This is a genomic window from Chryseobacterium subflavum, from assembly GCF_055762745.1.
Genome location: NZ_JBVTMR010000002.1, coordinates 282,389 through 308,164, shown reverse-complemented (window position 1 = coordinate 308,164; position 25,776 = coordinate 282,389). Strand labels below are relative to the sequence as shown.

Here is a 25,776-nt window from a genome sequence, read left to right as displayed (position 1 = left end):
TACTATCCTGTGAAAGTTGTTCGCCTAATATTTTTAATTGTACATCTGGGAATCTTGTTTCTTTTGTTGGGAACATTAATGAATGCTTATGTACCTCCTAGAATATATCCATGGTTTAATCTTTTATCATTAGGTTTTCCTGTTTTAATCACTGCTTATGTATTTCTAACTGTTTTCTGGGTTTTCGCCTGGAAAAAAAGGGCTATAGTATTTGCTGCATTGGGACTGCTTTTTTTGAACCCTGTTAAGAGATGGGTCAACTATTCTGCTGAAAAAAAGGAGACATCTGATCTGAAAATCATCTCATTAAATGCAAAAGGAGGAACGATGGGGATTAAAAATATTGAAGATTATGTAGATTCTCAAAATGCGGATGTGGTTCTGTTACAAGAACATGTTCGGGATTACAATTTTAAAGGAATGGGAAAAGGAAGAGGAGATGTTATTGTCTCAATCTCTTCAAAATATAAGATCATTGATCAGAAAGAACTTATTGAGAGTAATTCAGAGACCAATAACGCCTACGCCAATCAGACGGATATTGAGATTAAAGGAAATACGTATCGTTTTATCAATGTATACCTTCAGCCTTTTAAATTTGAAAAAAGCATGGTAAAGCTTAAGGGAAATAGTGATGAAGATGAACAAAAGCTGAAAGATATCGTTAAAAGGCTGATCCCGACTTTCAAAATGCACCAGGATCAGGTTGCTGCGGTAAGAAAAGGGATTGATGAGTCTCCTTATCCGGTAATATTAGTAGGTGACTTCAATTCTGTGCCTAACTCTTACGAGTATTACCATCTTGGAAAAGGGTTAAAAGATGCCTTTGTAGAAGCAGGTAGAGGAAGTGCTACCAGCTTTCATGACTACAAATTCCCGATACGAATCGACTACGTTTTTACATCGGAATCCATACAACCTCTAAGTTATAAAGTTGACCGTTCTGTCAGAATTTCAGATCATTATCCGGTGGTTGCAACTTTCAAATTAAAAAAATAATATTCATAAAATACGTTAAAGCTTTTCATATTGGTAGGATTTTTGATTAAAAAAAGACTAGACCGTTTTTTTCATGAAGCCGAACCAGATATTGTTGTTTTTGCATATTGCAATTATCGTATTATTACTGTGCACCTTAGGGAATGCATGGATACCGCCTAACATTATTGGGGGCTTGAATCTTCTTTCATTAGGGTTTCCCTATTTAATTTTATTACATATTTTATTAACGCTGGTCTGGATCGTTAAAAGAAATAAAATCGCCATTGTTTTTCTGTTAAGCACTTTTGTTTTTTATAATCCCATAAGACGATGGGTGAACTTTTCTCCTAAAACTGAAAACTATAAATCAATACGGGATGTTAAAATATTGACATTCAATGTGAAGTATGGTGAGTTTGGCTGGGATAAAGTATCAAAATATATCAAGGATCAGAATGCTGATATTATTCTTGTTCAGGAAAAAGATACAAACCGGGCAATACGAAAAGATATGATTAAGTATCCGGTAGTGAGCCTGAAGACAAAACATAAAATTGTAAGACAGGAAGAGTTAATTGAAGATAAATCAAGAGGAAATTCTTTTTATGCGGATATTGATATTAATGGAAAAATCATACGAATAGTAAATGTATATCTTGAACCATTCCGTCTGAACAAATCGATGTTTGATTTTAATAGTCTTGGAAAAGGATCTAATAAACTCCATCTTCTTCTTTCTCACATGACACCCACATTCAGGGCTCATGAAGATCAGATAAAAAAGATCAGAAAAGCAATCGACTTTTCTCCTTATCCGGTTATACTTGCGGGTGACTTTAATTCCGTGCCTAATTCTTATGAATATTATAATCTTGGGAAAAATCTGGATGATGCTTTTTTAACAGTCGGGAATGGTATTTCTACCAGTTTTCATGATTATAAAGTTCCTTTGAGAATCGATTATATTTTCACCTCTAAAGACATAAGACCCATAAGCTATAAAATAGATCAGTCCGTAAAATTATCAGATCACTATCCTGTAATTGCGGAATTTCTGTTAAATTAGTTCCATGAAAAATGTATTTTTTTTAGCAGCGGTTTTTTCTATTCTGATTACTTCCTGTTCTAAAAGAGAACCTGTTCGTGTAGAGACGGATCAGGTGACGAAAGTGGATTATGATACAACTGCCATAGATTCCTTTTCTAATGGTGCCATATCCGTAGATATTGCAAGAAAGATCAGAATGTCTTCCCAGAAGTATCAGGATTCTTTAAAAGAGGCTCTTAGAATCCAAAAGGAAGAGCAACGTATTAAACAGGAGCTGGAAAAAGAAAACAAAAAGAAACAGGAAGAGGAGAAAAAGAATAAGGAAAAAGAAGGAAAGGCGAAAGAGGAAGCAGGAAAAACTTCTCCCTGAACAATGAAAACTATACGGAAGTTTTCATAAATTTGAATACATTCTTAAAAAATATCAATATGAAAAAACAAATTGTAACAGCACTTATGGTAGCCGGATTGGTCGTTTCCTGCACCAAATCGACAACAAAAACTGAGCAGGTTGAAAATCCGGACGGATCTATTACAACAACCAGCACTACAGTGACGCAAAGTCCGGCAGATATCGTAGATACTACTAAAATTAATAAGGCAAAAGAAGACGTTAAAGCTAAAGTGGATGCTACCGGAGATAAAATAGATAATGCAGCGCATAAGGCAAAAGCAGACCTTAATGAAGCTGGAAAAGATATTAAGGCAGGGGCGAAGGAGCTTGGACAGGATGTAAAGGATGCTGCAGCTAAAGGCGCCGGAAAAGTAGAAGAGGGAGCTAAAAAATTAAAAGAAGATCTGAAAAGCAAATAAAAAAGAACCGCAGTAAAAACTGCGGTTTTTTTATTAATTCTTATTGAGTTCTAATAAAGGGTCTATATATTCCCGGTCATTGCTGAGTCTTGGTACCTTGTTTTGTCCCCCGAGCTTTCCTTTGGACTCCAGCCACGAATAGAACAAATTGGGTTTGGCTATATGAACAATGGGTTTTTTTAATGTAATATTATTGTACCTCTTCGCTTCATAATCCGAATTAATTGCCTTCAGGCACTCATCGAAAGCATTGATAAAACAGTCGAGATCGTCCGGCTTTTTACTGAATTCAAAAATCCATTCATGAGCACCACTTTCATTTTCTTTCATGAAAACAGGAGCTCCTGTAAAATCTGTAATGGCTGCATTTGTCTGTTCACAGGCTTTTGTAAGTGCAAGCTCCACATTGGTGATCATTAATTCTTCTCCAAAAGCATTAATATAATGTTTGGTTCTTCCTGAAATTTTTACCCTGAACGGATTAACGGATGTAAAGACAACCGTATCACCGATGAGATACCTCCATAATCCTCCATTGGTGGTAATGACCATCGCATAATTTTTTCCGACTTCAACATCCTCAAGGCTTACAACTGGTGGATTCGAGAAATGGAATTTATCCATAGGAATGAATTCGTAGAAAATACCATAATCCAGCATCAAAAGCATTTCGTCACTATTTGATCTGTCCTGAATACCAAAGAAGCCTTCTGAGGCATTGTAAATTTCGTAGTAATTGATGTTTTTTCCGATGATCTGGCTGTATTGCTCCCTGTAGGGCTTAAAACTTATTCCGCCGTGAAAAAAGACTTCCAGATTAGGCCAGAGCTCAGAGATATTCTGAACATCCGTTTCTTTCAGAACCCTCTGGAGTAAAACAAGCATCCAGCTTGGAACCCCCAGTAAACTTCCGACATCTTCATTTTTAACCTCAGATATAATGGCTCTCAGTTTACTCTCCCACTCGGACATGAGTGATACCTTTTTGCTGGGGGTTGTTGTAATCTCTACCCAAAAAGGAAGATTGTCAATAAGGATAGCAGAAAGGTCCCCGAATTTTGTGTTAAAATCGGCATAGAGTTCGGAGCTGCCTCCCAGACGTAAATTTTTATTCGTAAAAAGCTGATTTTCCGGATGGTTATTGGCATAAATTGATACCATGTCTTTTCCGGCTTTCATATGGCAATATTCCAGGCTCTCGGCAGAGATGGGAATGAATTTGCTTTTAGCGTTCGTGGTTCCTGAGGACTTTGCAAAATGTTTGATATAGCCAGGCCAGCTTACATCTTTATAACCTTGTCGTGCTCTCTCGATATAAGGTTCGAAATCTTCATAGGTAACAATAGGAACTTTATTTTTAAAATCCTGGTAACTCGAAATAGAATTAAAACCATACTTCTTCCCATATTCTGTATCCTCGGCATGAAACAACTGGGAAAATAGTATCCCTTTCTGTGTTTCAATCGGATGATTCATGAAATTCTGGATCTGGTCTATCCTTTGACGGATAAACCAATTCACCACAGTATTGAAAAGTGCTTTCGTTGCCATTTCAACAAATATAATGATATTTGATTTTTCAGAGAATTTTTTATGGCTTAAAATAAAAAACCGTTACAAATATTGTAACGGTTGATTATCTGGATATATTGTTTTCTAGCAATATTCGTCGTAAGCTGCCTGAAGGTTTGCAGCAATTGCTCCTGCAGGATTTCCTTCAATGTGGTGTCTTTCCAGCATGTGAACCAATTCTCCATCTTTGAAAAGAGCTACGCAAGGTGAGCTTGGAGGAAACGGAGCTAAATGTTTTCTCGCTTCTGAAACAGCTTCAGTATCATATCCTGCAAATACGGTTGTCAAGTGATCGGGTTTTTTATCTCCGGTCAAAGAGTAAACAACTCCCGGTCTTGCAGCTCCTGCAGCACACCCACATACTGAATTGATCACTAATAGGGTAGTTCCTGATTGCTTTAATGCTTCTTGTACCTGAGAAGTTGTTGTCAAGTCTTCAAAGCCTTTATCTGTAAGTTCAGCCTTCATAGGCATTACTAAATCTGTTGGATACATTTTTTGTTTTTTTAAATCTGTACAAAGGTAAAAAATTATTTATGTTTCATCAATTTATAAAAACTATTGACGCATTAGGAAAAGTGCATGATATGTAACACGGTGATATGTAAATATTTCAACAATATTTGAAGAAATGTAAATAAAAGCAATGAATAATGAAAAATAATTATTAAATTTGAAATGATTCTAAAAACAACCAACCATGAAAAGGCATTTTTTACGTCATTCCCTCGACTTAAAAGATGCAATTAGTTAAGTCTGTAATTCACAGACACCTCAAGCATCTTAATGCATAAAATGAAGCCCGAAATTAATTTCGGGCTTCATTAATCAAATCGATATGCAAAGGTTGAATATCCTTAGTAAACGGGTTCAATGATCTTACTCTGGATCTGTGTCCGGATTGAAGACCAAATACCCTTTAAGAAAGCAGCTTTTTAGCCATCTCGGAAATGCTTTTTCCGTCAGATTTACCGGCTAACGCTTTTGATGCCATTCCCATTACCTTTCCTAAATCCTTTATAGATTCAGCGCCGGTCTGTGAAATGATATTTTTAATTTCTGTTTCCAGCTCTTCAGCAGTAAGCTGTTGAGGTAAGAATTTTTCGATGACCTTCATCTGGGCTTCTTCGACGTCTGCGAGATCCGTTCTTCCCTGAGCAGCAAACTGGTCGTAAGAATCCTTACGTTGTTTGATCATTCTTTGTAAAATAGCGATCTCCTGTTCTGCTGAAACTTCTGCTCCTCTGGCTTCTGTTTTCAAAAGCAGGATCTGGGACTTTACTGCACGGAGAGAGTCCAGAGCCACTTTGTCTTTCTCCCTCATAGCGGTTTTTATCGCTTCGCTGATTGTATTTTCTAAACTCATATATTATGATTTGAAAATTTGAGAATGAAACAATTTGAAAATAGTAAAAGGCAATGGATGTATAATTTCCAGTGGATCAATTTTCAAATTCACAAATTATTTCATTTTCAAATTAAATTTAGTCTACGTCTTTATTTAAAAATCTGTTTTCTCTGATTTGCATAGAACCATTATTATCAGATAAATATGTATTTATATTCTGATCTGATGCGTTGGTCCCGTCAATAGAAATATTCTTTCTTTTGAATGCAGGCACAGATTCGAACTCATTGACATTATCAAAACTCTGATAACGTGAATTGAATTCTTTTAATTTATTTCTTCTTTCAACCACTCTCTCCTGGTCAATAGTTTTGTTCACAAAAGTGAACTCACTGTCTGATGGCTTTGGAGCTTCGGTTTCCGTTTTATTTTCAACAACCGGTTTGCTTTCATTGGCCGGAACTTCTTTCACTGGCTGGAAGAAACTTTCCATTTTCTGAAGAGGTTCTTCTGTAATCTGGCTTACCGTATTGGCTGAAGTGGTAAACTCTGCTTTTGGCTGTCCATAATCCGTTTTTGGCTCATTAACAGGCTCATTGACAAAGAAGCTGAATTCAATCGGTTTTTCTTCGGAAAAAGAAGGAACAGAAGAGTTTTTAGTCGGTTCTTCTTTCCTGTCTTCTGTTTCAAAAGAAAAAGACTGTATTTCCAGGTCATTCGGGTCGTTATCTTCATCGAAAGAAAATAAGTTATAAGCATCCTGATCCTCTTCTTCGTTTCTCCAGTCCTGAATTGGGCTGTCTACCGTATCTTGCTCTCTATCAGAGAACTTTATTTCTGTTTTTACCTCTTCATCCTCAATAATCATTTTTTTTTCAGTAGATGTCTTAAACTGAGGATTATCCTGGTCTTCATCATCAAGTCTGAAAAGGTTCTTTCCTCCGAAAGTATAGCCTTCTTCAGGGCTCATTTCTCTTTCTTCTCTCGTTTTAAAAGGAGAAGTTTTGTGAGAATCCAGTTTGTCATTTAAACCGATTCTTATTTTTTCAGTTGGCCCTGCAAATTTTTTATCCTCATTGGAGAAACCTGTAGCAATTACAAGAACGCTTACTGCATCTCCCAGCTCTTCATCCGCTCCAACCCCGAAAATAATATCCGCGGTGTTTCCTGCTTCTTTCTGAATGTGGTCCATGATGATACCTATTTCATCCATGGTAACTTCTTCTACACCACTTCTGATCAATAGTAATACATTTTTAGCACCTGTAATCTTATTGTCATTCAATAATGGGGAATCCAGAGCCTTTCTTACGGCCTCTTCTGCTTTATTTTCTCCGGAAGCTGTACCTGTAGACATCAATGCAGTACCGGAGTTCTGAAGCACAGATTTAGCATCTCTAAAGTCAATGTTTACATCGAAGTAACCGGTAATAACCTCTGCCATACCTTTTGCTGCATTGGTTAACACTTCATCGGCCTTTGAGAAGCCTTGCTTGAATCCAAGGTTACCAAATTGCTGTCTTAATTTATCGTTGTTGATGACAATCAGTGAGTCAACATTATTTCTCAATTTATCAAGTCCGTTTTCTGCCTGCTCAAGCCTTCTCTTCCCCTCGAAGCTGAATGGAACAGTAACGATACCTACCGTTAAAATTCCCATATCTTTAGCTACTTTGGCAATAACAGGAGCGGCACCCGTTCCGGTTCCACCTCCCATCCCGGCAGTAATGAATACCATCTTGGTATTTTGTCCCATTGCAGCCTTGATCTCTTCAATACTTTCAATAGCTGATTTTTCTCCAACCTCAGGATCAGCACCTGCTCCAAGTCCTTCGGTGATGGAAGTACCCAACTGAACTTTATTGGAGACGGGGTTATTATCTAAAGTCTGAGCATCCGTATTACAGATCACGAAATCAACACCGTGAATCCCTTTCTCGTACATGTGTTTAAGGGCGTTGTTTCCACCGCCACCAACACCAATTACTTTGATGATTGATGAATTTCCTTTTGGTAAATCAAATGAAAACCCTTGTGTACCTATATTTTCCATAACTTATATTTTTTAAAATTGACTCATGATAAGTGATAAGGAATAGCCGTGTATCGCTTATCATTCATCATTTTATAATTATTCTACTTCTTCAAAGAATTTTTTTACTTTTTCCATTAGCGACTGTCCGAATGTGAGCCTTGCCGCTTTTTTATTTTCCTGTTGCTCTCTTACCACTTCCTGCTCCTGAACAGGAGTCGCCTGCTGTGTGGTAGTTGGGGTTTCAGCTGTATTGGATACTACTTCCGGTTGTTGCTTCTCCTGAACGGTTTCTTCTTCTACGATCGTCTGCTTTTTGTCACGGATTTTCAAACTTTCCATCAGTAATCCGATAGATGTTGCAAATTCAGGACCTTTCAGGTATTGGTTTTTGTCATTGGCGATATATTCGTTAGCAAAACCAATTCTGCTGTCGAAACCTGTAGTATAATTAGCAAGCTGGCGTAAGTGCTTCAAATTGGAACCACCTCCTGTAAGAACGATTCCCGCAATCAGCTTTTTCTTCTGTTCGAATGCTCCATAGGCTTTAAGCTCGGTGTTCACCATTTCAAGGATTTCTTCAACTCTCGCGTTGATGATCTGTGCCAGAGTTTTAAGAGAAATTTCTTTGTCCGGTCTTCCATGTAAGCCAGGAATGGTTACAAAAGTGCTGTCTTTTTCAAGCTCAGGAACTGCAGATCCGAATTTTACCTTCAGTTGTTCTGCATGTTTTTCTATAATCGAGCAGCCTTCTTTAATATCTTCTGTAATGATTCCTCCACCGTAAGGAATTACACAGGTATGGCGAATGATATTGTCTTTGAAAATAGCAATATCCGTAGTACCACCACCTATATCTACGATTGCGACTCCTGCTTCTTTTTCTTCTTTTGTAAGAACAGCTTCAGAAGATGCCAGTGGTTCTAAAGTAAGGGCTTCCATTTCCAGTCCGGCTTCTCTTACACATCTTGCAATGTTTCTGATACTGCCCATTTGTCCTACGACAACATGGAAATTAGCCTCTAAACGTTTTCCGTGCATACCGACAGGTTCCTGTATCTCACCTTCAGAATCCACTTTATATTCTTGAGGAAGTACATGAATAATTTCTTCACCGGGTAGCATGACCAGTTTTTTTACCTGATCTTTCAATGCTTCGATGTCGTCGTCTGTAATAAACTTGTCTGGATGCTCTCGCATAATATAATCGGAATGTTGCAGAGAACGGATATGTTTTCCTGCAATACCAACCGTGACTTTGCGGATAGGAACTCCTGCACTGGATTGTGCTTCAGACACAGCCGCCTTGATTGAATTAATGGTTTGTGAGATGTTATTCACAATACCTTTATGAACCCCAAGACTTTTGGCCTTTCCTACACCGAGAACTTCTATTTTCCCGTGTGCATTCCTCCTTCCGACAATCGCGACTATCTTTGTTGTCCCGATGTCCAGACCTACTGAATACTCTTGATTTTCCATTTGTTTATATCGATTTGATTTTTTATTCTATTTTAACTTTTGCTTTTGGCTTTGTAGCCTTTTTCTCAGTTGTTTTCTTTGTCTCCTTTGGTTTGGTTGTCGTTTTTGGCTTTTTATTTTCCTTTGGCTGAGATACAGAATTTTGCTTTTTTATCTCTGCTGGTTTTTTAGTTTCCGGTTTCTTTATCGTTGCCGGAGCAGGAGCTTTTGCCAATTCTTTACGTCCTGCAGTTAAAATACTGTCATTTTCTTTAAAAGCAGGATTTAAAGTAGTTACAATCTGGTTCTGATATTTTACAGAGATCATATTGTACTTCTGAGGATCCTGATACACAAGATATTTCTCAACAAACGCTTTAAAACCTTTTACTTTGAATTCAATATTATCCAGGTCTCCGATTTCTACTTTATAGTTTCCTTCACTTGTCAAAAGATTATAATCATCCTTTACTTTTGAAATTCCTATAAAGTATCTTTTGCTGAAGTCATCCTTATCAATCTTTTCAACCAGTTCAGCAAGCTTTTCATATTCGTCAGGTTTTACATTTCCTGTTACCAGCATACAAGGATGCGAATAGGTTTTTGAGATGGGAAATTCAACTCCTTTTTCATCCACGTAAAAATCCCTGCCGTCTTTATTCAGCCTGAATACCGGAACCCTTTGTTTAATATCCAGATTGAGCTTTCCGTTTAGATTTAAATAAACATTGGCACTATCCACAGCCGGAAGGGCATTGATCTTTTTTTCGAGGGATGGAATATTCAGATCACCTACTTTTCCTGAAGGGTTTTCTTTTTTTACAATATCCCTGATGTCTTTTTCATCAACGAAATATACCGGAGTCTTTTCGCTTAATTTTACAGAAATCTTATTATCGGTAATCTTCTGGCCACTGAATTTCTTCAAAGAGAAACTCAGCAGGAAACCAAGCAGGATTACTGTGATAGCAATTTTTAATATTCTGTATTTATTTTTCATATTCTATTGTATTCATGTATTAAAGTAAAATGTATTCATGATTATTGTGGATTACATTACTTACATACACTACTACTATTTATCTTTTAAACTTAACCATTCACAAATCGGGTCATATAGGGTGTCTATATTTCCTGCACCTACGGTGAGCAGAATGTCAAAATCTTTTTCTTTTATCTTTTCAAAGGCTTCCGTTAAAGTGGAGCCTTCTTTTTTATCCAGGGTTACTTTTTCCAGTAACCATGTTGAGGTAATCCCCTCAAAGTTTTCCTGAAGCTCTCTTGCCGGATAAATATCCAGTAAAATGAGTTCATCTGCATTGCTTAAACTTTCTGCAAAGCCATCAGCGAAATCTCTTGTTCTGCTGAACAAATGCGGCTGAAATGCAACCAGTAATTTTTTATCAGGGTAAAAGGTCTTGATGGAACCTACAACAGCATTGATCTCTGTCGGGTGGTGGGCATAATCATCAATATATATTTTACCGTTCTTATAAATATGTTTTGTATATCTTCTTTTAATTCCTTTGAAGCTGGCAATAGCCTTTTTCAGGATGTCAAAATCCACTCCTAAATTATGCAGGATGGCTAATGCAACGGTTGCGTTTTCCACATTATGGATCCCCGGAATTTCCCAGACAAAATCTTTTACAGACTCACCGGGAGTATGAAAATCAAAATAGATCTTATCGTGATCCATACGCAGATTATCGGAGTAATAATCCGCTTTTTCGTTTACAGCATAAGTCTGATGGTCTCTTCCGATCTCAATACCTTTTCTTACAAAAAGTTTTTTATCTTCCGGAACCAGAGCGGCAAATTGGCGGAACCCTTCTTCAATATGACTTTTGTCTCCGTAAATGTCCAGGTGATCTGCGTCGGTAGAGGTAATCACTGCCCAGTCCGGAGAAAGATTGAGAAAGCTTCTGTCGTATTCATCAGCTTCTACCACTGAGTATTCTGAACCGTTATATAAAAAATTGGATTTGAAATTTTCCGAAATACCTCCTAAAAAGCATGAAAATGGCAGGTCCGCTTCTTTACATAAATGGGAAACCAAGGTAGACGTTGTTGTTTTACCATGTGTTCCGGCTACGGCAATACAATCTGTATTTTCCGTAATTAATCCTAACACTTTTGCACGCTTTAAAATCTCAAAACCATGTTCATTGAAGTAATCAAGAATTCCAAGCTTCTTAATAGCCGGAGTATAAATTACTAAGGTGTTATCCTTTTGAAGCGTGGTTATTTGTTCATCGATGAGATCTTCAAAAACAATATCAATTCCTTCACTCATCAATTGTTGAGTAAGTTTGGTGTTGGTTTTATCATAACCTGAAACTTTTTTACCTGAAGCTTTAAAATAACGGGCAAGGGCACTCATGCCAATCCCGCCGATCCCCACAAAGTAAAAAGTATGATATGTTTCTAATAATTTCATCTTCTATTTTAGTTATTGATAATTGAATATCTTTTCTTTATCCAGTCCATACGAATCTCCCTGATACAAAAAGAATTCCATTACTGCATCTTCAAGGGTCTCATATGTAAATCCGTTGGTAATCCAGAAATAATATTTAAAACCGATTGAATTCTGACTTGGCAGATATTCTGCTTTTATCATTGCAAGCTTATTGATCTCGTTCAGCAGGGTATCAATTTTGTCTTTGCTTACCCCTTTATTCAGTAGGATATTTACATTAAGGTTAATGTATTTTTTCCCTGCATCCACATCCATAAAGAGTGTGGCTTTGTCTTTATTTCCTATTTTAATAAAAGTTTCCTCCTGCTCCAGGATATCATATCCTTTTCCTTTCAAATAGTTGCCCACTGCTGCAATTTTAAAGTCAGCGGGTTTTATCAGGGTTTGTGCCGTTACCCAGTGGGTAAAGAAGCAAATGAGCAATACTGTTAGTAATTTAGTTTTCATACTTTATAGTGTTGGTTATTGTAGCTTTATAAAAATTTCATCAACAATTTCCTTTGCAGCATTGGGTTTGGCAAAATATTCCAGGTTTTCAGACATCTCTTTTCTCATCGCTGTGCTGTCGCAAACCTCCATAAGCGTGTTCCAGAATTTTTCTTCCATTTCGGAATCTTTGACCATTTTTGCCGCATTCTTTTCAACCAGATTCAGTGCATTTTTGGTCTGATGATCCTCTGCCGCAAACGGGAAAGGAATCAGTAAAACCGGTTTTTGTGCAACAGCCAGTTCTGAAATGGCAATAGCTCCTGCCCTTGAAACAATGATATCTGCTGCCGAGTATGCTTTCTCCATATCTTTTATAAATTCAAGAATCTGAATATTCTGGCTTTTCTTATCTTTTGTTTCTTCTATAATATCTTTATAATCGAGCTTTCCTGTCTGCCAGATCAGCTGATAATCTTTGTTGATGAGTTCATCAAAATGTAATCTCCATGCATTATTTAAAGTTCTGGAACCCAGTGATCCACCAACAGAAAGGATTGTCAGCTTTTCCTTATTTAATCCCATTTTTTCTTTTGCCTGAGAAGATTCTTCCATTCCCAGAATGATATTCTCGCGAATAGGATTACCTAAAAATTTGATCTTATCATCGGGAAACCCTTCTACTTTGGGGTAAGCAGTAAAAACAGCTTTTGCTTTCTTACTTAAAATTTTATTGGTTACCCCTGCATGTGCATTTTGTTCCTGAATAAAAATAGGGATTCCCAGCTTGCTTGCTTCATACAGAGCCGGTCCGCTGGCAAAGCCTCCTGTACCGATCGCAAAATCAGGAGCAAAACGCTTAATGATCTTTTTTGATCTGGATAAGCTTTTCAAGATCTTGAATGGTAATCCCAGATTAGATAACATGTTACCACGGTCAATTCCGGCGATGTCGATTCCTTCAATAGGGTAACCTGCCTGAGGAACTTTTTCCATTTCCATTTTTCCGTTGGCTCCGATAAACAAGAATTCTGTATCCGAAAATCTTTTCCTGATCTCGTCTGCAATAGCGATTGCCGGGAAGATATGTCCTCCTGTTCCACCACCGGATAATAATACTTTTAGTTTCTTGTTCATTTTTTCAATTTTGAAATAGCCTGACCATTAATATGATTTAAGCAATATCATTTATTTCCGCAATACTCTGTTTTTTACCCATTCCTTCCTCATCATAAATCTGTATCCTTGAGCTTATATTTAAAATAATTCCCAACTGTAAATAGGTTACCAACATGGATGTCCCCCCATAACTTATTAAGGGCAGGGGTTGTCCGGTCACCGGAATCAGATTGATGGCTACGGCTATATTTACCGATAGCTGTATAAAGATCATGACCCCGAGGCTGAGAACGAGTAAAGACCCGAAAAACGCAGGCATTTTACTGGCTATCATTACGATCCTTATCACCATGATCAGATACATACAGATAAGGAAAGCTGCTCCTATCAGTCCGTATTCCTCCACAATTACTGCAAATATAAAGTCGGAAGCAGATTGCGGAAGCATTTGCTTTAATGCACTTTTTCCAGGCCCCATTCCTGTAATTCCTCCGTGTACTATTGCTGCTTTAGCCTGCATTACCTGGTAATTCTTGGCTTTTACGCTTTCATCATCCACATCGGCTGATTTTGCTTTACTGGAAGTGAAGGTTTCTACACGGCTCATCCATGTATGAACACGGTTTCCACCAATCAGATTGGTATTTAAAGCAATCAGTAAGAACAATACGATCGCAATAAATGAAGCCGAAATAAAACCTGCAATATATTTCCAGTGAAGCTGCCCGATAACCAATACAATAACAGATACCATCAGGATCATCAGAGCCGTAGATCCGTTATCTTTTGCTACTAAAACAAAAACAAGGAGAATAGGACCAAAGATGTACATAATGTTTTCTATCGGAAGTCTTTCCCGGGTTATCTTCTTGGTTAAATACCTGCACAGGTAAATAACCAGCATAAGAAAGGCAAATGATGAAGGCTGAAAAGAAATCGGTGTTCCAGGAATCTTTAGCCATCTGGAGGCACTTGCCCCATCGATCGTTTGGCCGGTAAACATGGTGACAACCAGTAATATAATCATTAACCCCAGAAGTATACTGCTGAGTTTTCCAATGTATTCATATTTTACGGTTCCTACCAGTCTCATGATTCCCAAACCAAGGACTACAAAGAACATATGCTTGATAACGTGGCCTGTGGTGGTCCCGTTATTTACAATATATTCCAGATTCGAACTTGCAGAATATACAGGGAAAATAGAGAAAATGGAGATCACTAGAATGACCATCCAAAGTACTTTATCTCCCTTTAGAAATTCAAATCTGCTTTCTGTGTCCTGTTCGTTCATACTCTATTGTATCTTTAACTGTATTATGTAAAGTATTAATGATTATTATTTGTCAAATACATGAATACCATTTACATCAATACATCAGTACATTTATTTTAATACTTGTTCTTTAAACTGTCTTCCTCTGTCTTCATAGCTTTTGAAAAGGTCAAAACTTGCACAGCAAGGAGAAAGTAAAACCGTTTCTCCGCTTTTAGCAATTGATTTTGATATTTTTACGGCCTCTTCCATGCTTGAAGTATCGTATATAAACTCCTTTTTGTCTTTAAAAAAATTAATAATTTTCTGATTATCAATTCCCAAGCAGACAATTGCTTTTACTTTTCTTTTGACAAGGTCCTCAATCTCCGTATAATCATTTCCTTTATCCTGACCTCCCACAATCCAAATCGTAGGTGTTTTCATGCTTTCCAAAGCATAATAGGTCGCATTTACATTCGTTGCTTTACTGTCGTTGATGTATTTTACGCCATCAATTTCAGAAACAAACTCCAGCCTGTGTTCCACTGCCTGAAAAGTCATTAATGAATTTCTGATGCTTTCATTGTTGACATTCAGTATTTTACTTGCTATAGATGCTGCCAGACTGTTCGCTACATTATGATTTCCCAATAAAGAAAGCTCGTCAATTTTCATTGAAAATGTATCTTTTAGTTTTACCACAATACTGTCGTTATCTATAAAACCTCCCTCGGTCAATTTTTCTTTTGTTGAAAAAGGGATCATTTTTGCCTTTATTTCCAGCTTTTCAAGAATGGTTTTGCTCATTTCATCATCTTTGTTATAGATAAAGAAATTATCGTTTTCCTGATTTTCAGCTATTCTGAATTTTGCCATCGCATATTCTTCATAGTTGTAATTATACTGGTCCAGATGATCCTGTGATAAATTAAGCAATAATGAAATATATGGCCTGAAGTTCTGAATGTCATCCAGCTGGAATGAACTTACCTCCAGTACATAATATTCATGGTTTTCATCTGCTACCTGCTTTGCAAAACTGTAGCCGATGTTTCCTCCTAGACCTACTTTCAGTCCGTCATTCTTCAGGATATAATAGATCAATGAAGTGGTGGTGGTTTTTCCGTTGCTTCCTGTGATCGCAATGATTTTAGCATTGGTGAATTCTGAAGCGAATTCTATCTCGGAAGAAAGGCGGATTCCTTTCAGATGGATTTTATAAATAATATCCGCTTTTTTAGGAATTCCTGGGCTTTTTACAATCCAGTCTGCATTTAAAATCCTTCCCTCGTCATGATTTCCTTCTTCAAACTCAATATTGTTTTCAGTAAGAAACGCTTTATAGTTATCTTTAATAGTTCCTTTGTCTGAAAGAAATACCTCCAGACCCTTCTTTTTAGCTAAATAAGCAGCACCACAGCCACTCTCTCCACCTCCTAAAACAACTATTTTCATATTACCTTTTTTGTATTTATGTATTGGCGTACTTTATTTATGTTTTTAAAATCATGAATACGTTAATACATTTACTTTTATAGAGTTTTATCTCATTTTTAATGTAATCAGACATACTATAGCCAACATTACTCCTATGATAATCATCCTGTTAACGATTTTACTTTCATGGAAACCGTCTTTCTGATAATGATGGTGTAATGGAGACATTTTAAATAATCTGTTATTCTGGGCGTATTCCAGTCCGTATTTTTTCTTTCTGTATTTAAAAACAACCACCTGCAGCATTACAGATATGTTTTCTACCAGGAATATTCCGCATAAAACAGGAATCATTAATTCCTTTCTTAAAATAATAGCCAATACAGCAATTACTCCTCCCAGCATCAAACTCCCGGTATCTCCCATAAAAACCTGTGCCGGATAGGTATTATACCAGAAGAATCCGATCACAGCACCTACCATGGCAACTACAAAAATGGTGGTTTCACCCATATTGGGCAGGAACATGATATTGAGGTAATCCGCAAAAATAATATTCCCTGAAATGTAGGCAAAGAATGCAAGGGTAAGGAGTATTACCGTACTCGTCCCTGCAGCCAGACCGTCTATTCCATCCGTGATATTGGCTCCGTTGGAAACCGCTGTTACAATAAAGATGACAATTGGAATGAAAACAATCCATGCCCACTCATGAGCATCTTTATCACTCATCCAGAATAATATTCCACTGTAGTCAAATTCATTATTTTTCGCAAATGGCACGGTAGAAACCGTAATTTTTTCTGTAGGCATAAAATTCTGCTCCACATTATTTCTGTTAACTACTTTTGCATCTGCATATTTTCTCTTTACCGTAATATCAGGATGGAAATACATTGTTACTCCGACAATTAGCCCCAGTCCTACCTGACCTACGATCTTGAATTTACCGCTAAGCCCGTCTTTATTTTTCTTTACTTTCTTTAAATAGTCATCTACAAATCCGATAGCACCCATCCATAAAACTGATATTATCAGAAGGACGATGTATACATTGGTAATTCTTGTCAGGAGAAGAACCGGAATCATGGTGGCAAGGATAATAATGAGCCCTCCCATTGTCGGAGTTCCTTCTTTCTGCTTTTGCCCGTCAAGGCCAAGGTCGCGGACCAATTCGCCCATTTGCTTTGCTCTCAGGTAATTGATGATTCTTTTACCATACACAAGAGCAATAATCAGGGATAATAAGACCGCCATCCCTGCACGGAATGAGATGTACTTTAACATTCCAAGTCCGGGGATATGGATTCCATGGTGGGTTAGATATTCGTATAAGTAGTATAACATGTTTTCCTATTGTTAATAAATGATAAGTGATGTTTGATGAATGATAAGATCAATAATAATTGATCATTTATCGATTATAAATTACTTGCTCATTAACTTCCACAGTTCTGTAATTACTTCTTTGTCATCAAAATGGTGTTTTACGCCATTAATCTCCTGATAGTTTTCGTGACCTTTTCCGGCTACTAAAACAATATCTTTGGGCTCTGCAAATTTAATCGCCATTTTTATGGCTTCTTTTCTATCGGGTATTGAAGTGTATTTGCTGAAGTTCTGAGGTTCAACACCTGCTTCAATTTCTTTTATAATTGCTGCCGGATCTTCTGTTCTCGGGTTATCTGAAGTGATAACTGCCAACGTGGATTTTTTCGTTGCAATGTTTCCCATTTCAGGTCTTTTGGAGTGGTCTCTGTCTCCCCCGCAACCGAAGACGGTAATCAGTCTTTCATTTTTTGTTCTGATATCATTAATGCTGTCCAGAATATTTTCCAATGCATCCGGAGTGTGGGCATAATCGACGATGAAAAAAATGCCACCATCGGATTTGAAGGTTTCAAATCTTCCTGAGACTCTTTTCAGGGTGCTGATGGCCTGAAGGATTTCATTGGATTCAAAGCCGAGTTCAGATGCAATTCCAAATACCAATAGAAGATTATAGACATTGAATCTTCCCGTTAAGGTAGTCCAGAATTCCTTCCCGTTGAAGTTCAGGAGCATTCCGTTAAAATCAATTTCCAAAGCTTTTCCATGGTAATCTGCCATTGTTTTCAATGCATATGATCTTTTGGCAGCTTTGGTGTTCTGGAGCATTACATTCCCATTTTTGTCATCGATATTGGTAATGGCAATTGCGGTATCAGAAAGCTCATCAAAGAACCTTTTTTTCGTTTTCAGATATTCCTCAAATGTTTTGTGATAATCCAGATGATCATGAGTAAGGTTTGTAAATCCTGCAACTTTGAAATGGAGTCCTTCAATTCTGTTTTGAGAAATTCCATGAGAACTTACTTCCATGAAAGCAAATTCGCAACCTGCTTCTACGGCCCTAGCTAAAACCTGATTGATCGTAATAATATCCGGGGTAGTATGTGTGGCCGGAATTATTTCGCTGCCTATTCTGATTTCAACAGTTGAAAGCAATGCAGATTCATAGCCCAGATTTTTGAAAACATCAAAAAGCAATGTGGAAACAGATGTTTTTCCGTTGGTTCCAGTAACGCCGATGAGTTTCAGGTTTTGAGAAGGATTTCCATAAAAGTTTGAGGCCAGATGTCCCAGGGTTTTCGAAGAATCTTTTACTTTTACATACGTAACATCCTCATTCAGCTGATCGGGCAATACTTCACAAACGATCGTTTTTGCCCCTTTTTCAATAGAAGATGCAATATATGAATGCCCATCTGCAACCGTTCCCTTTACTGCGATGTAAAGAGAATTTTCTGTAACCTTTCTGCTGTCGAATACCAGCTCCGAAACTTCACGGGTATTGTCGCCGTGAATTTCTAAAGTTGGGATTCTGTTTAATAATTCAATTAATTGCATTTCTCTGATGCTTATTTTTAATTCTGAAGAGATAAATAAATTCTCTGGTTCTTACTGATCGTAGTTCCCTCCAAAGGAAACTGTTCTTTTATTCTTCCTACTCCTTTGTAGTCTACACGGTATCCAAGGTTTTCCAGTTGTGGAATCACATTCTTACCTATTAATCCTACCACGTTAGGCATTTGTTTATCATTTACTGCTACTTTCACATTAGGCTCCACCATTTTATTGAGGTTTACCTTTTTGTCAACAAGCATTTCTTTTTCAATATTCTGAGGCGTCTTCAGGAATGTTTTTCCTGCAATTTCTTTAAAAACCGGGGCTGAAACAGTCGCTCCGTAAAATCCTTTTGCCGTATTCGGCTCACTGATCATTACATAACAGGTATACTTCGGATTATCAGCTGGATAGAACCCTGCAAAAGAGGCACGGTATTTCATCGGGCCCGGAAGCCAGTACTCAAATCTGGCGGTCCCTGTTTTTCCTGCCATTTTCAGATTCGGGGTGAAAATACTTCGTCCGGTTCCTTTTTCCACGGCTTTTGTCAAAGCATTGGTCATCATTTTAATTGCTTTCTCAGAAGCCATTTTGCTGACCATTACCTCCGGCTTGGCCTGATACATTATTTTACCATCCTTCATGATCTTATCGATGAATAAAGGCTTAAGCATTTTACCATTATTAGCAACCCCGTTGTAGAAAGTTGCTAATTGTAATAAGTTAATGTTCGAAGAATATCCAAAAGATATCGAAGCAAGTGTTGCTGCGTTCCATCTTTTATTTTGTGGAGTTACGATCTTAGGTTTTGTAATGCCCGGAAGTTCGATATCCATTTTATCAAATAATTTCCAGCGCTTAAGGTGATCAAGGAATATCTGTGGCTTATCGGCATAGTATTTCGTAATCAGTTTGGCGGTTCCTACGTTGCTGGATTTCGCAAGAACGTCACTGATGTCGTATGTTCCTCCTCCGTGGCCATCTGAAATTCTTTGCTTCGCGTAGGTCCATACTCCGTTTCCTACATTTACCGTTGTGTTATCATCGATGAATCCGTCATCCATTGCTGCCAAAAGTGAAATGGTTTTGAAAGTTGAGCCGGGTTCGATATTATCTTTTAAAGCATAATTATAAGCATCTTCGTACTCTCCTGAATCTGTTCTTCGAAGGTTTACCATGGCACGAACCTTTCCGGTTCCTACTTCCATGACAATTACAGTACCGTGTTTTGCTTCAAAATTTACGAGCTGCTTCTCAAGAGCTGAGTGTGCAATGTCTTGAATTCTAAGGTCTAAGGTCGTATATACATCTTCTCCATCTACGGGTTCCTGAACCTTCCAGAAATCAATAGGCTTCCACTGCGAAGAATTGATTCTTTGTTCCAATCTTTTCCCGTCGGTGCCTGTCAGGTATTTTGAAAAGGCTCCTTCCAGACCGGATTTGTACTCACTGTTATCCATTCCGATGGTACCTGCACCAATTTCAGAAGTTGCGAGCTCTCTTTTGTAATTTCTGTCTACGATAAATCCTCCTTTATTCTTTCCTTTCTTAAAGATCGGGAAGTTTCTGATCCTGTCGTATTCATCAAAATCCAAGCCTCTGGCAAGTGTATAATATTGATTTTTCTTTCTTTTCTGTTCGTCAAATTTCTGTCTGAATTCACTTCTTGGTTTTCCAAACATCTTGCTTAGTGAATCCGTTAATGCACCGATATTGTTACTGTAAACCGTATCCTTTATTGTTTTGAAATCAAGATAGATATCATAACGCATAACGGTAGTTGCGAGAATAGAGCCATCTGATGCAAATAAATTCCCTCTGGCAGCCTTTAAAGTGGCTTCACGATAGTTTTTATTGATGTAGTCGTCTTTAATTTCCTGAACATTAGTGTTTTGGAGAATAACGATTCTTGTTAAAAAAAGTACAAACACGCACAAAGCTACCACTGCGAAGAGGTAGCCCCACCTTAACGTTTTTTTACGTTTGTTATCGTATTCATTTTGCTTTTGCATCTGTACTATCCAATTTTATTAGCAGTTTATGAGGATGGTTTTCCAGTGTCATTAAAGAATCCCGTGCTACTTCTTTTCCGAGCTCTGATTCCATTTTTACCTTAATCAGCTTACTTTGGGCATAAGCGTTTCGGGATTTATATTCTTCTGTTTCTTCTTTTAAAGCATTTACAATTTTGATCTTTTTGTTCACCAGGTGATTGGTATAGATCATGGCCATCATCAGTACAAAAAGCAATAAGAAATACTTGTAATGTATTTTTATCTCATCACGGTTGAGGAAATTCCCTTTTATAATGTCTATAAAAGTTAATCTCTTTTGTGGGCGATTTGTCGTTCTTTTAGCCAATTTATTATTGATAAATGATGATTAATAATTGATAATAAGGGTGTTACTCCTTATTTCTAACCATTTATACTTTTATTCCTGTTCTCATTTTTGCACTTCTTGCTCTTGAATTTTCCTCAATCTCCTTATCATCAGGAATGATTGCCTTACTCTTCAGCAGTTCGAATGCCTTTTTATAATTTCCATAAATATCCCTCGTCGGTTCCCCCTCAAACATTCCGTTTTTAAGGAATCTTTTTACAAGACGGTCTTCCAGGGAGTGGTATGAAATAACCACCAGTCTTCCTTCCGTTTTTAAGATCTGATAAGCCTGAACGAGCATTTCTTTTAAAACCTCAAGCTCCTGGTTTACTTCGATTCTTATTGCCTGGAAAAGCTGTGCATAAAATTTATTAACCTTATGCGGGGGAAGATAGCTGAATAGTTTTTTCAGGTCTTCCGTTGTATTGATGATTTTACTTTTTCTGTGATGAACGATATCCCTCGCCAGTTTACGTGCTTCTCTCAATTCACCGTAGTAGTAAAATATGTCTGCCAGCTGCTCTTCTTCATATTCATTGATCACCCTTTTGGCATCCAGGCTCTGCATTACATTCATCCTCATATCCAGTGGGGCATCACTTCTGGTAGAAAACCCTCTTTCCGCTTCATCAAACTGATGCGATGATACTCCCAGATCCGCCAATATTCCATCTACCTGAGAAACTCCGTACATCAGTAAGGAATTTTCCAGGAACCTGAAATTCTGATTAATCAAGGTAAACCTCGGATCATCAATATTATTTTTAAGAGCATCTAAGTCCTGATCAAAACTGAATAGCCTTCCTTTTTCAGAGAGCCTGCTCAGTATTTCTCTTGAATGACCCCCGCCACCAAAAGTACAGTCCACGTATGTTCCGTCTGGATTCGTAACCAAATCATCAACACTTTGCTTCAACAAAACGGGATTATGATACATGTTTTAATTTGTGTTTTGCGCCTTTTTAGCAGCGTAGTTATTCTTCATCGAAAGAGCCCATCACATCTTCAGCAAGGCTTGCAAAATCGGTTTCGTTGGTAGAGATCACTTTCTCGTAAGCTTCTTTATCCCAGATTTCAAATAATTCCCCGGCACTTGTGATCACAATATCTTTATGAAGATTTGCGAAGTGGGTAAGGTCTTTGGAAATCTGTAATCTTCCGGCGTTATCCAACTCTACAGTTTTTACTCCTGCTGTAAACATTCTTATGAAATCAGCATTCTTTTTAATGAATCTGTTTAGTTTATTAATTTTGCCCATCAGCTGATCCCATGCATTCATAGGATAAACTTCCAGGCAGGGTTGAAACACGGAGCGTTTGACTACAAAGGCTTTATCGTCAAAGTTCTCCATCTGCTTGATCAGCGATGCAGGGACTTTTAAGCGACCTTTGTCGTCTATTTTACACTCATATGTTCCAATGAAATTCTTCATTTGGGACAAATTTATATAATTATTTCCAAAACTTCCCACTTTTTCCCACTTTTTGACTCAATGTTAATAAGTTTTATCAAAGATTGAAGATCGTAGGGGTAAGTGGTTGATATTTTGGATATTGGAATTGTTGTTATTTTGCCCATAACAAAAAGGATGTTAAAAAAGATCGGCAAAAAGCCTTTATTATATTATTTTTATCTTAAATTAGGAATATCAAAATATTTTTGAGGTTTAATTTGTATTTTTGCAGGGCTTTATTAAGGCGTTTTATGATATTTAGTACAAAAAAAGAAAAGAAATATACTTTTGTAGAAGCGGGAGAAGGACATCCATTGGTGCTGTTGCACGGGTTAATGGGTGGTTTGAGTAATTTCGATAAGATGGTGAATTTTTTTTCGGAGAAAGGATTTAAGGTATATGTGCCTCAATTGCCAATCTATGATTTGCCGGTACTCAATACCAATCTTACTACTATCGCAAAATATATTATCAAGTTTATAGAGAGCCATATTTCGGAACCGGTAACTATTGTCGGGAATTCGATGGGCGGTCATGTCGGGCTTATCTTAGCTTTGGCAAGGCCTGATCTTGTAAAAAATCTTGTTTTAACGGGAAGTTCCGGATTATACGAAAGAACATTCGGGGACAGCTTTCCGAGAAAAAGTGACAGACAATATATAAGGAAGAAAACGGAGGAAGTTTTCTATGACCCTGCAGTCGCTACAGAGGATCTCGTGGACGAGGTTTTCGGTGTTGTTAATGACAGAATGAAAGGAATAAAAACCGTAATGCTTGCCAGAAGTGCAATCAAACACAACATGCTGAATGATCTCCCTAAAATTCTGACACCTACGTGTCTGATCTGGGGAAAGCAGGATAATGTAACACCTCCTGAGGTGGCAGAAGATATGCATAAATTTATTCCTAATTCCGATCTGTACTGGATAGATAAATGCGGCCACGCAGCAATGATGGAAAAACCAGATGAATTCAATGAAATTCTTTACAGCTGGTTAAAAGATAAAGTATAAATAACTTAAACCATTAAGATAGCTCTTAATGGTTTGTTTTTCTTAAAATAATTCAAAAATGGTAATTAAAACAGCAGAATTTGTCAAAAGTAGCGGGAAATGGCAGGAATGCCCGGAGCCCAATATTCCCGAATATGCTTTTATAGGAAGATCAAATGTGGGTAAATCATCATTGATCAATGCGATGATGAATCATAAAGATCTGGCAAAAACTTCACAAACTCCGGGAAAAACACAGCTGATCAACCATTTTTTAGTCAATGAAAGCTGGTATCTTACCGATTTGCCGGGATACGGATATGCTAAAGTTTCAAAGGTTCAGAGAAAAGATTTTGAAAAACTGATCACCAATTATATCCTGAACAGAAGGAATCTGGTTAACCTTTTTGTTTTGGTGGATTCAAGACACACTCCTCAGAAAATCGATTTAGAGTTTATCCAATGGTGTGGAGAGAGCGGAGTTCCTTTTTCAATTGTTTTTACCAAAGCAGATAAACTGAAGCCTAATGTTGTTATAAAAAATGTGGAGGATTATAAAGCTGAACTTCACAAAACCTGGGAAGACCTGCCGGAACTGTATATTACTTCAGCAGAAAAGAAGGAAGGAGGCGACAAAATTCTGGATTTCATCCAGACCACCAATGAATTTTTAAAAAATAATAGCGTAAACTTTGATGAGTAATATAATCTGGAAAATAAAAACTTTTGATGAGTTCACCGTTCCTGAGCTTTATAAAGTTTTAAAGGCGCGTATTGACGTTTTTGTGATCGAACAAAACTGCCCTTATCCTGATCTGGATAATTATGACCAGAAGGGTATTCATATCTGGGCGGAGGAAGACGGTGAGATCCTTGCCTATTGCCGGGTTTTTGATAAAGGCATTAAATATGATGAAACTTCATTCGGAAGGGTACTGACTACTGAGAAAGCAAGAGGAAAAAGCTTAGGAAAGCAATTGATAAGATATGCGGTTGAAACCATTGAAAACAGGTTTCATACATCGGAGATCAAAATCTCTGCACAGGATTACCTGTTGCGTTTCTATTCTGAGTTTGGTTTTATTGATACCGGGAAAAAATATCTGGAAGATGATATTCCGCATACGGAAATGATCAGAAAATAAAAAAGCGAAGATAAGTCTTCGCTTTTTTGTGGTTATATGTTGAGTGTTTTTTAGTTTTTATCCTTTAATGGCTTTTAAAATAATCGGTTCCAGATTAGAAGGAAGGTCTGCTGATTTAATCTGGTAATTTTTGACCTTCATTTCTTTGAACCAGTTTTCCCAGTATTCTTTGATAATATCCGCTTCGAAGGGATTTCCTTTGGCTGGATTAACGCCTAGTACAACTACTTCGAGGTTTTCTAAGTCATCATTTGCTTTAATGAAGCCGAGACCTTTGTCCTGAATTTTTGTTTTGAAATCCGATGAAGTGAGCTTCATTGATTTTACCAGTTCAGGGGTCAGATAGGATGTTTTCTTCCCTTCCGAAAACTTAGAATCTTTATGATAGATGTATCCGTCTGTTAAGATGAAAAGAATATTTCTGTGGTTATCTTTTATACAATAATCTTTTACTTTATTTTTAAAAAACTCCCAGATGTCAGATCCTACATATTGCTTGTCCTTGATTGCAGATTGATAAATCTGTAGAGGAATAGATGAATACTTATTCTCTACCAGGCTTATATTATCTTTCGTTGTGTTTTTGTCGAATGATACTTTCAGCTGTTTAGTCAGGTCATTCATTTTAGGGTCCGAAGGTTCCGGGTTAAAGAAAAACTGCATCTGATCATCGAGCTGAATAACCTTTTTGGCTTTAATATGATCTAAAAAGCCTTTATCAATAGCTTTAATATACTCAACATCTCTCTGGAAATATTCCATGGTTGGATTCGGGTTTTTTTCTGGATCAATTCTATCGGAAAGATCAATGAGTACACTGATGTTTAGGTTTTTAGACGTATTATTAACTGATGCCGATTGAACTAAAAGTTTTTCTTTTGGCTTTCCACACTGAATGAAAAGAAAAGAACTTACTAATAAATAAAATATTTTTTTCATA

The 25,776-nt window shown here is 37.2% G+C and carries 25 protein-coding genes; 7 read left to right on the top strand and 18 right to left on the bottom strand.

Annotated features, from left to right (window positions below):
* The first annotated feature begins 9 nt into the window (after positions 1 to 9).
* From AC0INN_RS10650 to AC0INN_RS10635, 4 genes are all read left to right on the top strand, one after another.
* The gene (locus AC0INN_RS10650; protein ID WP_306613166.1) at positions 10 to 999 is read left to right on the top strand and encodes an endonuclease/exonuclease/phosphatase family protein; all 990 of its coding nucleotides are present in this window, start codon (positions 10 to 12) and stop codon (positions 997 to 999) included.
* A gap of 73 nt (positions 1,000 to 1,072) precedes the next feature.
* Positions 1,073 to 2,047: an endonuclease/exonuclease/phosphatase family protein gene (locus AC0INN_RS10645; protein WP_172281562.1), complete on the top strand. Its 975-nt coding sequence runs from the start codon at positions 1,073 to 1,075 to the stop codon at positions 2,045 to 2,047.
* Positions 2,048 to 2,051: 4 nt separating this feature from the next.
* The gene (locus tag AC0INN_RS10640; RefSeq protein WP_172281561.1) at positions 2,052 to 2,399 is read left to right on the top strand and encodes a hypothetical protein; all 348 of its coding nucleotides are present in this window, start codon (positions 2,052 to 2,054) and stop codon (positions 2,397 to 2,399) included.
* A gap of 59 nt (positions 2,400 to 2,458) precedes the next feature.
* The gene (locus AC0INN_RS10635) at positions 2,459 to 2,842 is read left to right on the top strand and encodes a hypothetical protein (RefSeq protein WP_172281559.1); all 384 of its coding nucleotides are present in this window, start codon (positions 2,459 to 2,461) and stop codon (positions 2,840 to 2,842) included.
* 33 nt (positions 2,843 to 2,875) lie between these two features.
* Here the strand turns inward: AC0INN_RS10635 and AC0INN_RS10630 are convergent, their stop codons facing one another.
* From AC0INN_RS10630 to mraZ, 17 genes are all read right to left on the bottom strand, one after another.
* On the bottom strand, positions 2,876 to 4,393 hold the full coding sequence (locus AC0INN_RS10630) for a GH3 auxin-responsive promoter family protein (protein WP_172281558.1): 1,518 nt from the start codon (positions 4,391 to 4,393) through the stop codon (positions 2,876 to 2,878).
* A 105-nt stretch (positions 4,394 to 4,498) separates the two neighbouring features.
* Positions 4,499 to 4,909 carry a BrxA/BrxB family bacilliredoxin gene (locus tag AC0INN_RS10625; RefSeq protein WP_172281556.1) on the bottom strand — a complete coding sequence of 137 codons (411 nt, stop codon included), beginning with the start codon at positions 4,907 to 4,909 and terminating at the stop codon, positions 4,499 to 4,501.
* 424 nt (positions 4,910 to 5,333) lie between these two features.
* Positions 5,334 to 5,780, bottom strand: a complete 447-nt coding sequence (locus tag AC0INN_RS10620) for a GatB/YqeY domain-containing protein (RefSeq protein WP_172281554.1) — start codon at positions 5,778 to 5,780, stop codon at positions 5,334 to 5,336.
* Positions 5,781 to 5,898: 118 nt separating this feature from the next.
* A complete protein-coding gene (gene ftsZ, locus AC0INN_RS10615) occupies positions 5,899 to 7,815 on the bottom strand; it encodes a cell division protein FtsZ (RefSeq protein ID WP_273650209.1) in 1,917 nt (638 codons plus the stop codon).
* 78 nt (positions 7,816 to 7,893) lie between these two features.
* The gene (gene ftsA / locus AC0INN_RS10610) at positions 7,894 to 9,276 is read right to left on the bottom strand and encodes a cell division protein FtsA (RefSeq protein ID WP_273650208.1); all 1,383 of its coding nucleotides are present in this window, start codon (positions 9,274 to 9,276) and stop codon (positions 7,894 to 7,896) included.
* A 22-nt stretch (positions 9,277 to 9,298) separates the two neighbouring features.
* The gene (locus tag AC0INN_RS10605; protein ID WP_273650207.1) at positions 9,299 to 10,255 is read right to left on the bottom strand and encodes a cell division protein FtsQ/DivIB; all 957 of its coding nucleotides are present in this window, start codon (positions 10,253 to 10,255) and stop codon (positions 9,299 to 9,301) included.
* 75 nt (positions 10,256 to 10,330) lie between these two features.
* Complete coding sequence (murC, locus tag AC0INN_RS10600) at positions 10,331 to 11,695, bottom strand: UDP-N-acetylmuramate--L-alanine ligase (RefSeq protein WP_306613161.1); 1,365 nt, start codon at positions 11,693 to 11,695, stop codon at positions 10,331 to 10,333.
* Between the two features lie 12 nt (positions 11,696 to 11,707).
* Positions 11,708 to 12,184 carry a hypothetical protein gene (locus AC0INN_RS10595; RefSeq protein ID WP_172281545.1) on the bottom strand — a complete coding sequence of 159 codons (477 nt, stop codon included), beginning with the start codon at positions 12,182 to 12,184 and terminating at the stop codon, positions 11,708 to 11,710.
* A 15-nt stretch (positions 12,185 to 12,199) separates the two neighbouring features.
* On the bottom strand, positions 12,200 to 13,300 hold the full coding sequence (murG, locus tag AC0INN_RS10590) for an undecaprenyldiphospho-muramoylpentapeptide beta-N-acetylglucosaminyltransferase (protein WP_306613158.1): 1,101 nt from the start codon (positions 13,298 to 13,300) through the stop codon (positions 12,200 to 12,202).
* Positions 13,301 to 13,337: 37 nt separating this feature from the next.
* On the bottom strand, positions 13,338 to 14,576 hold the full coding sequence (locus AC0INN_RS10585; RefSeq protein ID WP_172281542.1) for an FtsW/RodA/SpoVE family cell cycle protein: 1,239 nt from the start codon (positions 14,574 to 14,576) through the stop codon (positions 13,338 to 13,340).
* Positions 14,577 to 14,669: 93 nt separating this feature from the next.
* Positions 14,670 to 15,995, bottom strand: coding sequence for a UDP-N-acetylmuramoyl-L-alanine--D-glutamate ligase (gene murD, locus AC0INN_RS10580; RefSeq protein WP_306613156.1), 1,326 nt, complete (start codon positions 15,993 to 15,995; stop codon positions 14,670 to 14,672).
* 87 nt (positions 15,996 to 16,082) lie between these two features.
* Positions 16,083 to 17,324, bottom strand: a complete 1,242-nt coding sequence (mraY, locus tag AC0INN_RS10575) for a phospho-N-acetylmuramoyl-pentapeptide-transferase (protein WP_172281538.1) — start codon at positions 17,322 to 17,324, stop codon at positions 16,083 to 16,085.
* 81 nt (positions 17,325 to 17,405) lie between these two features.
* Positions 17,406 to 18,866 carry a UDP-N-acetylmuramoyl-L-alanyl-D-glutamate--2,6-diaminopimelate ligase gene (locus tag AC0INN_RS10570; protein ID WP_306613154.1) on the bottom strand — a complete coding sequence of 487 codons (1,461 nt, stop codon included), beginning with the start codon at positions 18,864 to 18,866 and terminating at the stop codon, positions 17,406 to 17,408.
* A 17-nt stretch (positions 18,867 to 18,883) separates the two neighbouring features.
* Complete coding sequence (locus AC0INN_RS10565; protein ID WP_172281535.1) at positions 18,884 to 20,875, bottom strand: penicillin-binding transpeptidase domain-containing protein; 1,992 nt, start codon at positions 20,873 to 20,875, stop codon at positions 18,884 to 18,886.
* A complete protein-coding gene (locus AC0INN_RS10560; RefSeq protein ID WP_002981890.1) occupies positions 20,859 to 21,224 on the bottom strand; it encodes an FtsL-like putative cell division protein in 366 nt (121 codons plus the stop codon). The genes AC0INN_RS10565 and AC0INN_RS10560 overlap by 17 nt, the downstream gene beginning before the upstream one ends.
* Positions 21,225 to 21,288: 64 nt before the next feature.
* Positions 21,289 to 22,182: a 16S rRNA (cytosine(1402)-N(4))-methyltransferase RsmH gene (gene rsmH, locus AC0INN_RS10555; RefSeq protein ID WP_273650203.1), complete on the bottom strand. Its 894-nt coding sequence runs from the start codon at positions 22,180 to 22,182 to the stop codon at positions 21,289 to 21,291.
* 37 nt (positions 22,183 to 22,219) lie between these two features.
* Positions 22,220 to 22,678 (bottom strand): division/cell wall cluster transcriptional repressor MraZ, encoded by a 459-nt coding sequence (gene mraZ, locus AC0INN_RS10550; RefSeq protein ID WP_172281531.1) that lies wholly within the window; start codon positions 22,676 to 22,678, stop codon positions 22,220 to 22,222.
* A gap of 272 nt (positions 22,679 to 22,950) precedes the next feature.
* Between mraZ and AC0INN_RS10545 the strand changes: the two genes are divergently transcribed.
* Genes AC0INN_RS10545 through AC0INN_RS10535 form a run of 3 tightly spaced genes read left to right on the top strand, consistent with a single transcriptional unit; the run spans position 22,951 to position 24,836 of the window.
* A complete protein-coding gene (locus tag AC0INN_RS10545; RefSeq protein ID WP_172281529.1) occupies positions 22,951 to 23,712 on the top strand; it encodes an alpha/beta fold hydrolase in 762 nt (253 codons plus the stop codon).
* 58 nt (positions 23,713 to 23,770) lie between these two features.
* Positions 23,771 to 24,394 (top strand): ribosome biogenesis GTP-binding protein YihA/YsxC, encoded by a 624-nt coding sequence (yihA, locus tag AC0INN_RS10540; RefSeq protein WP_172281527.1) that lies wholly within the window; start codon positions 23,771 to 23,773, stop codon positions 24,392 to 24,394.
* Positions 24,387 to 24,836 (top strand): GNAT family N-acetyltransferase, encoded by a 450-nt coding sequence (locus tag AC0INN_RS10535; protein WP_172281525.1) that lies wholly within the window; start codon positions 24,387 to 24,389, stop codon positions 24,834 to 24,836. The genes yihA and AC0INN_RS10535 overlap by 8 nt, the downstream gene beginning before the upstream one ends.
* Positions 24,837 to 24,893: 57 nt before the next feature.
* On the opposite strand, the gene AC0INN_RS10530 is transcribed toward AC0INN_RS10535, so the two are convergent.
* Complete coding sequence (locus tag AC0INN_RS10530; RefSeq protein ID WP_306613147.1) at positions 24,894 to 25,775, bottom strand: hypothetical protein; 882 nt, start codon at positions 25,773 to 25,775, stop codon at positions 24,894 to 24,896.
* Between the last annotated feature and the right edge of the window lies 1 nt (position 25,776).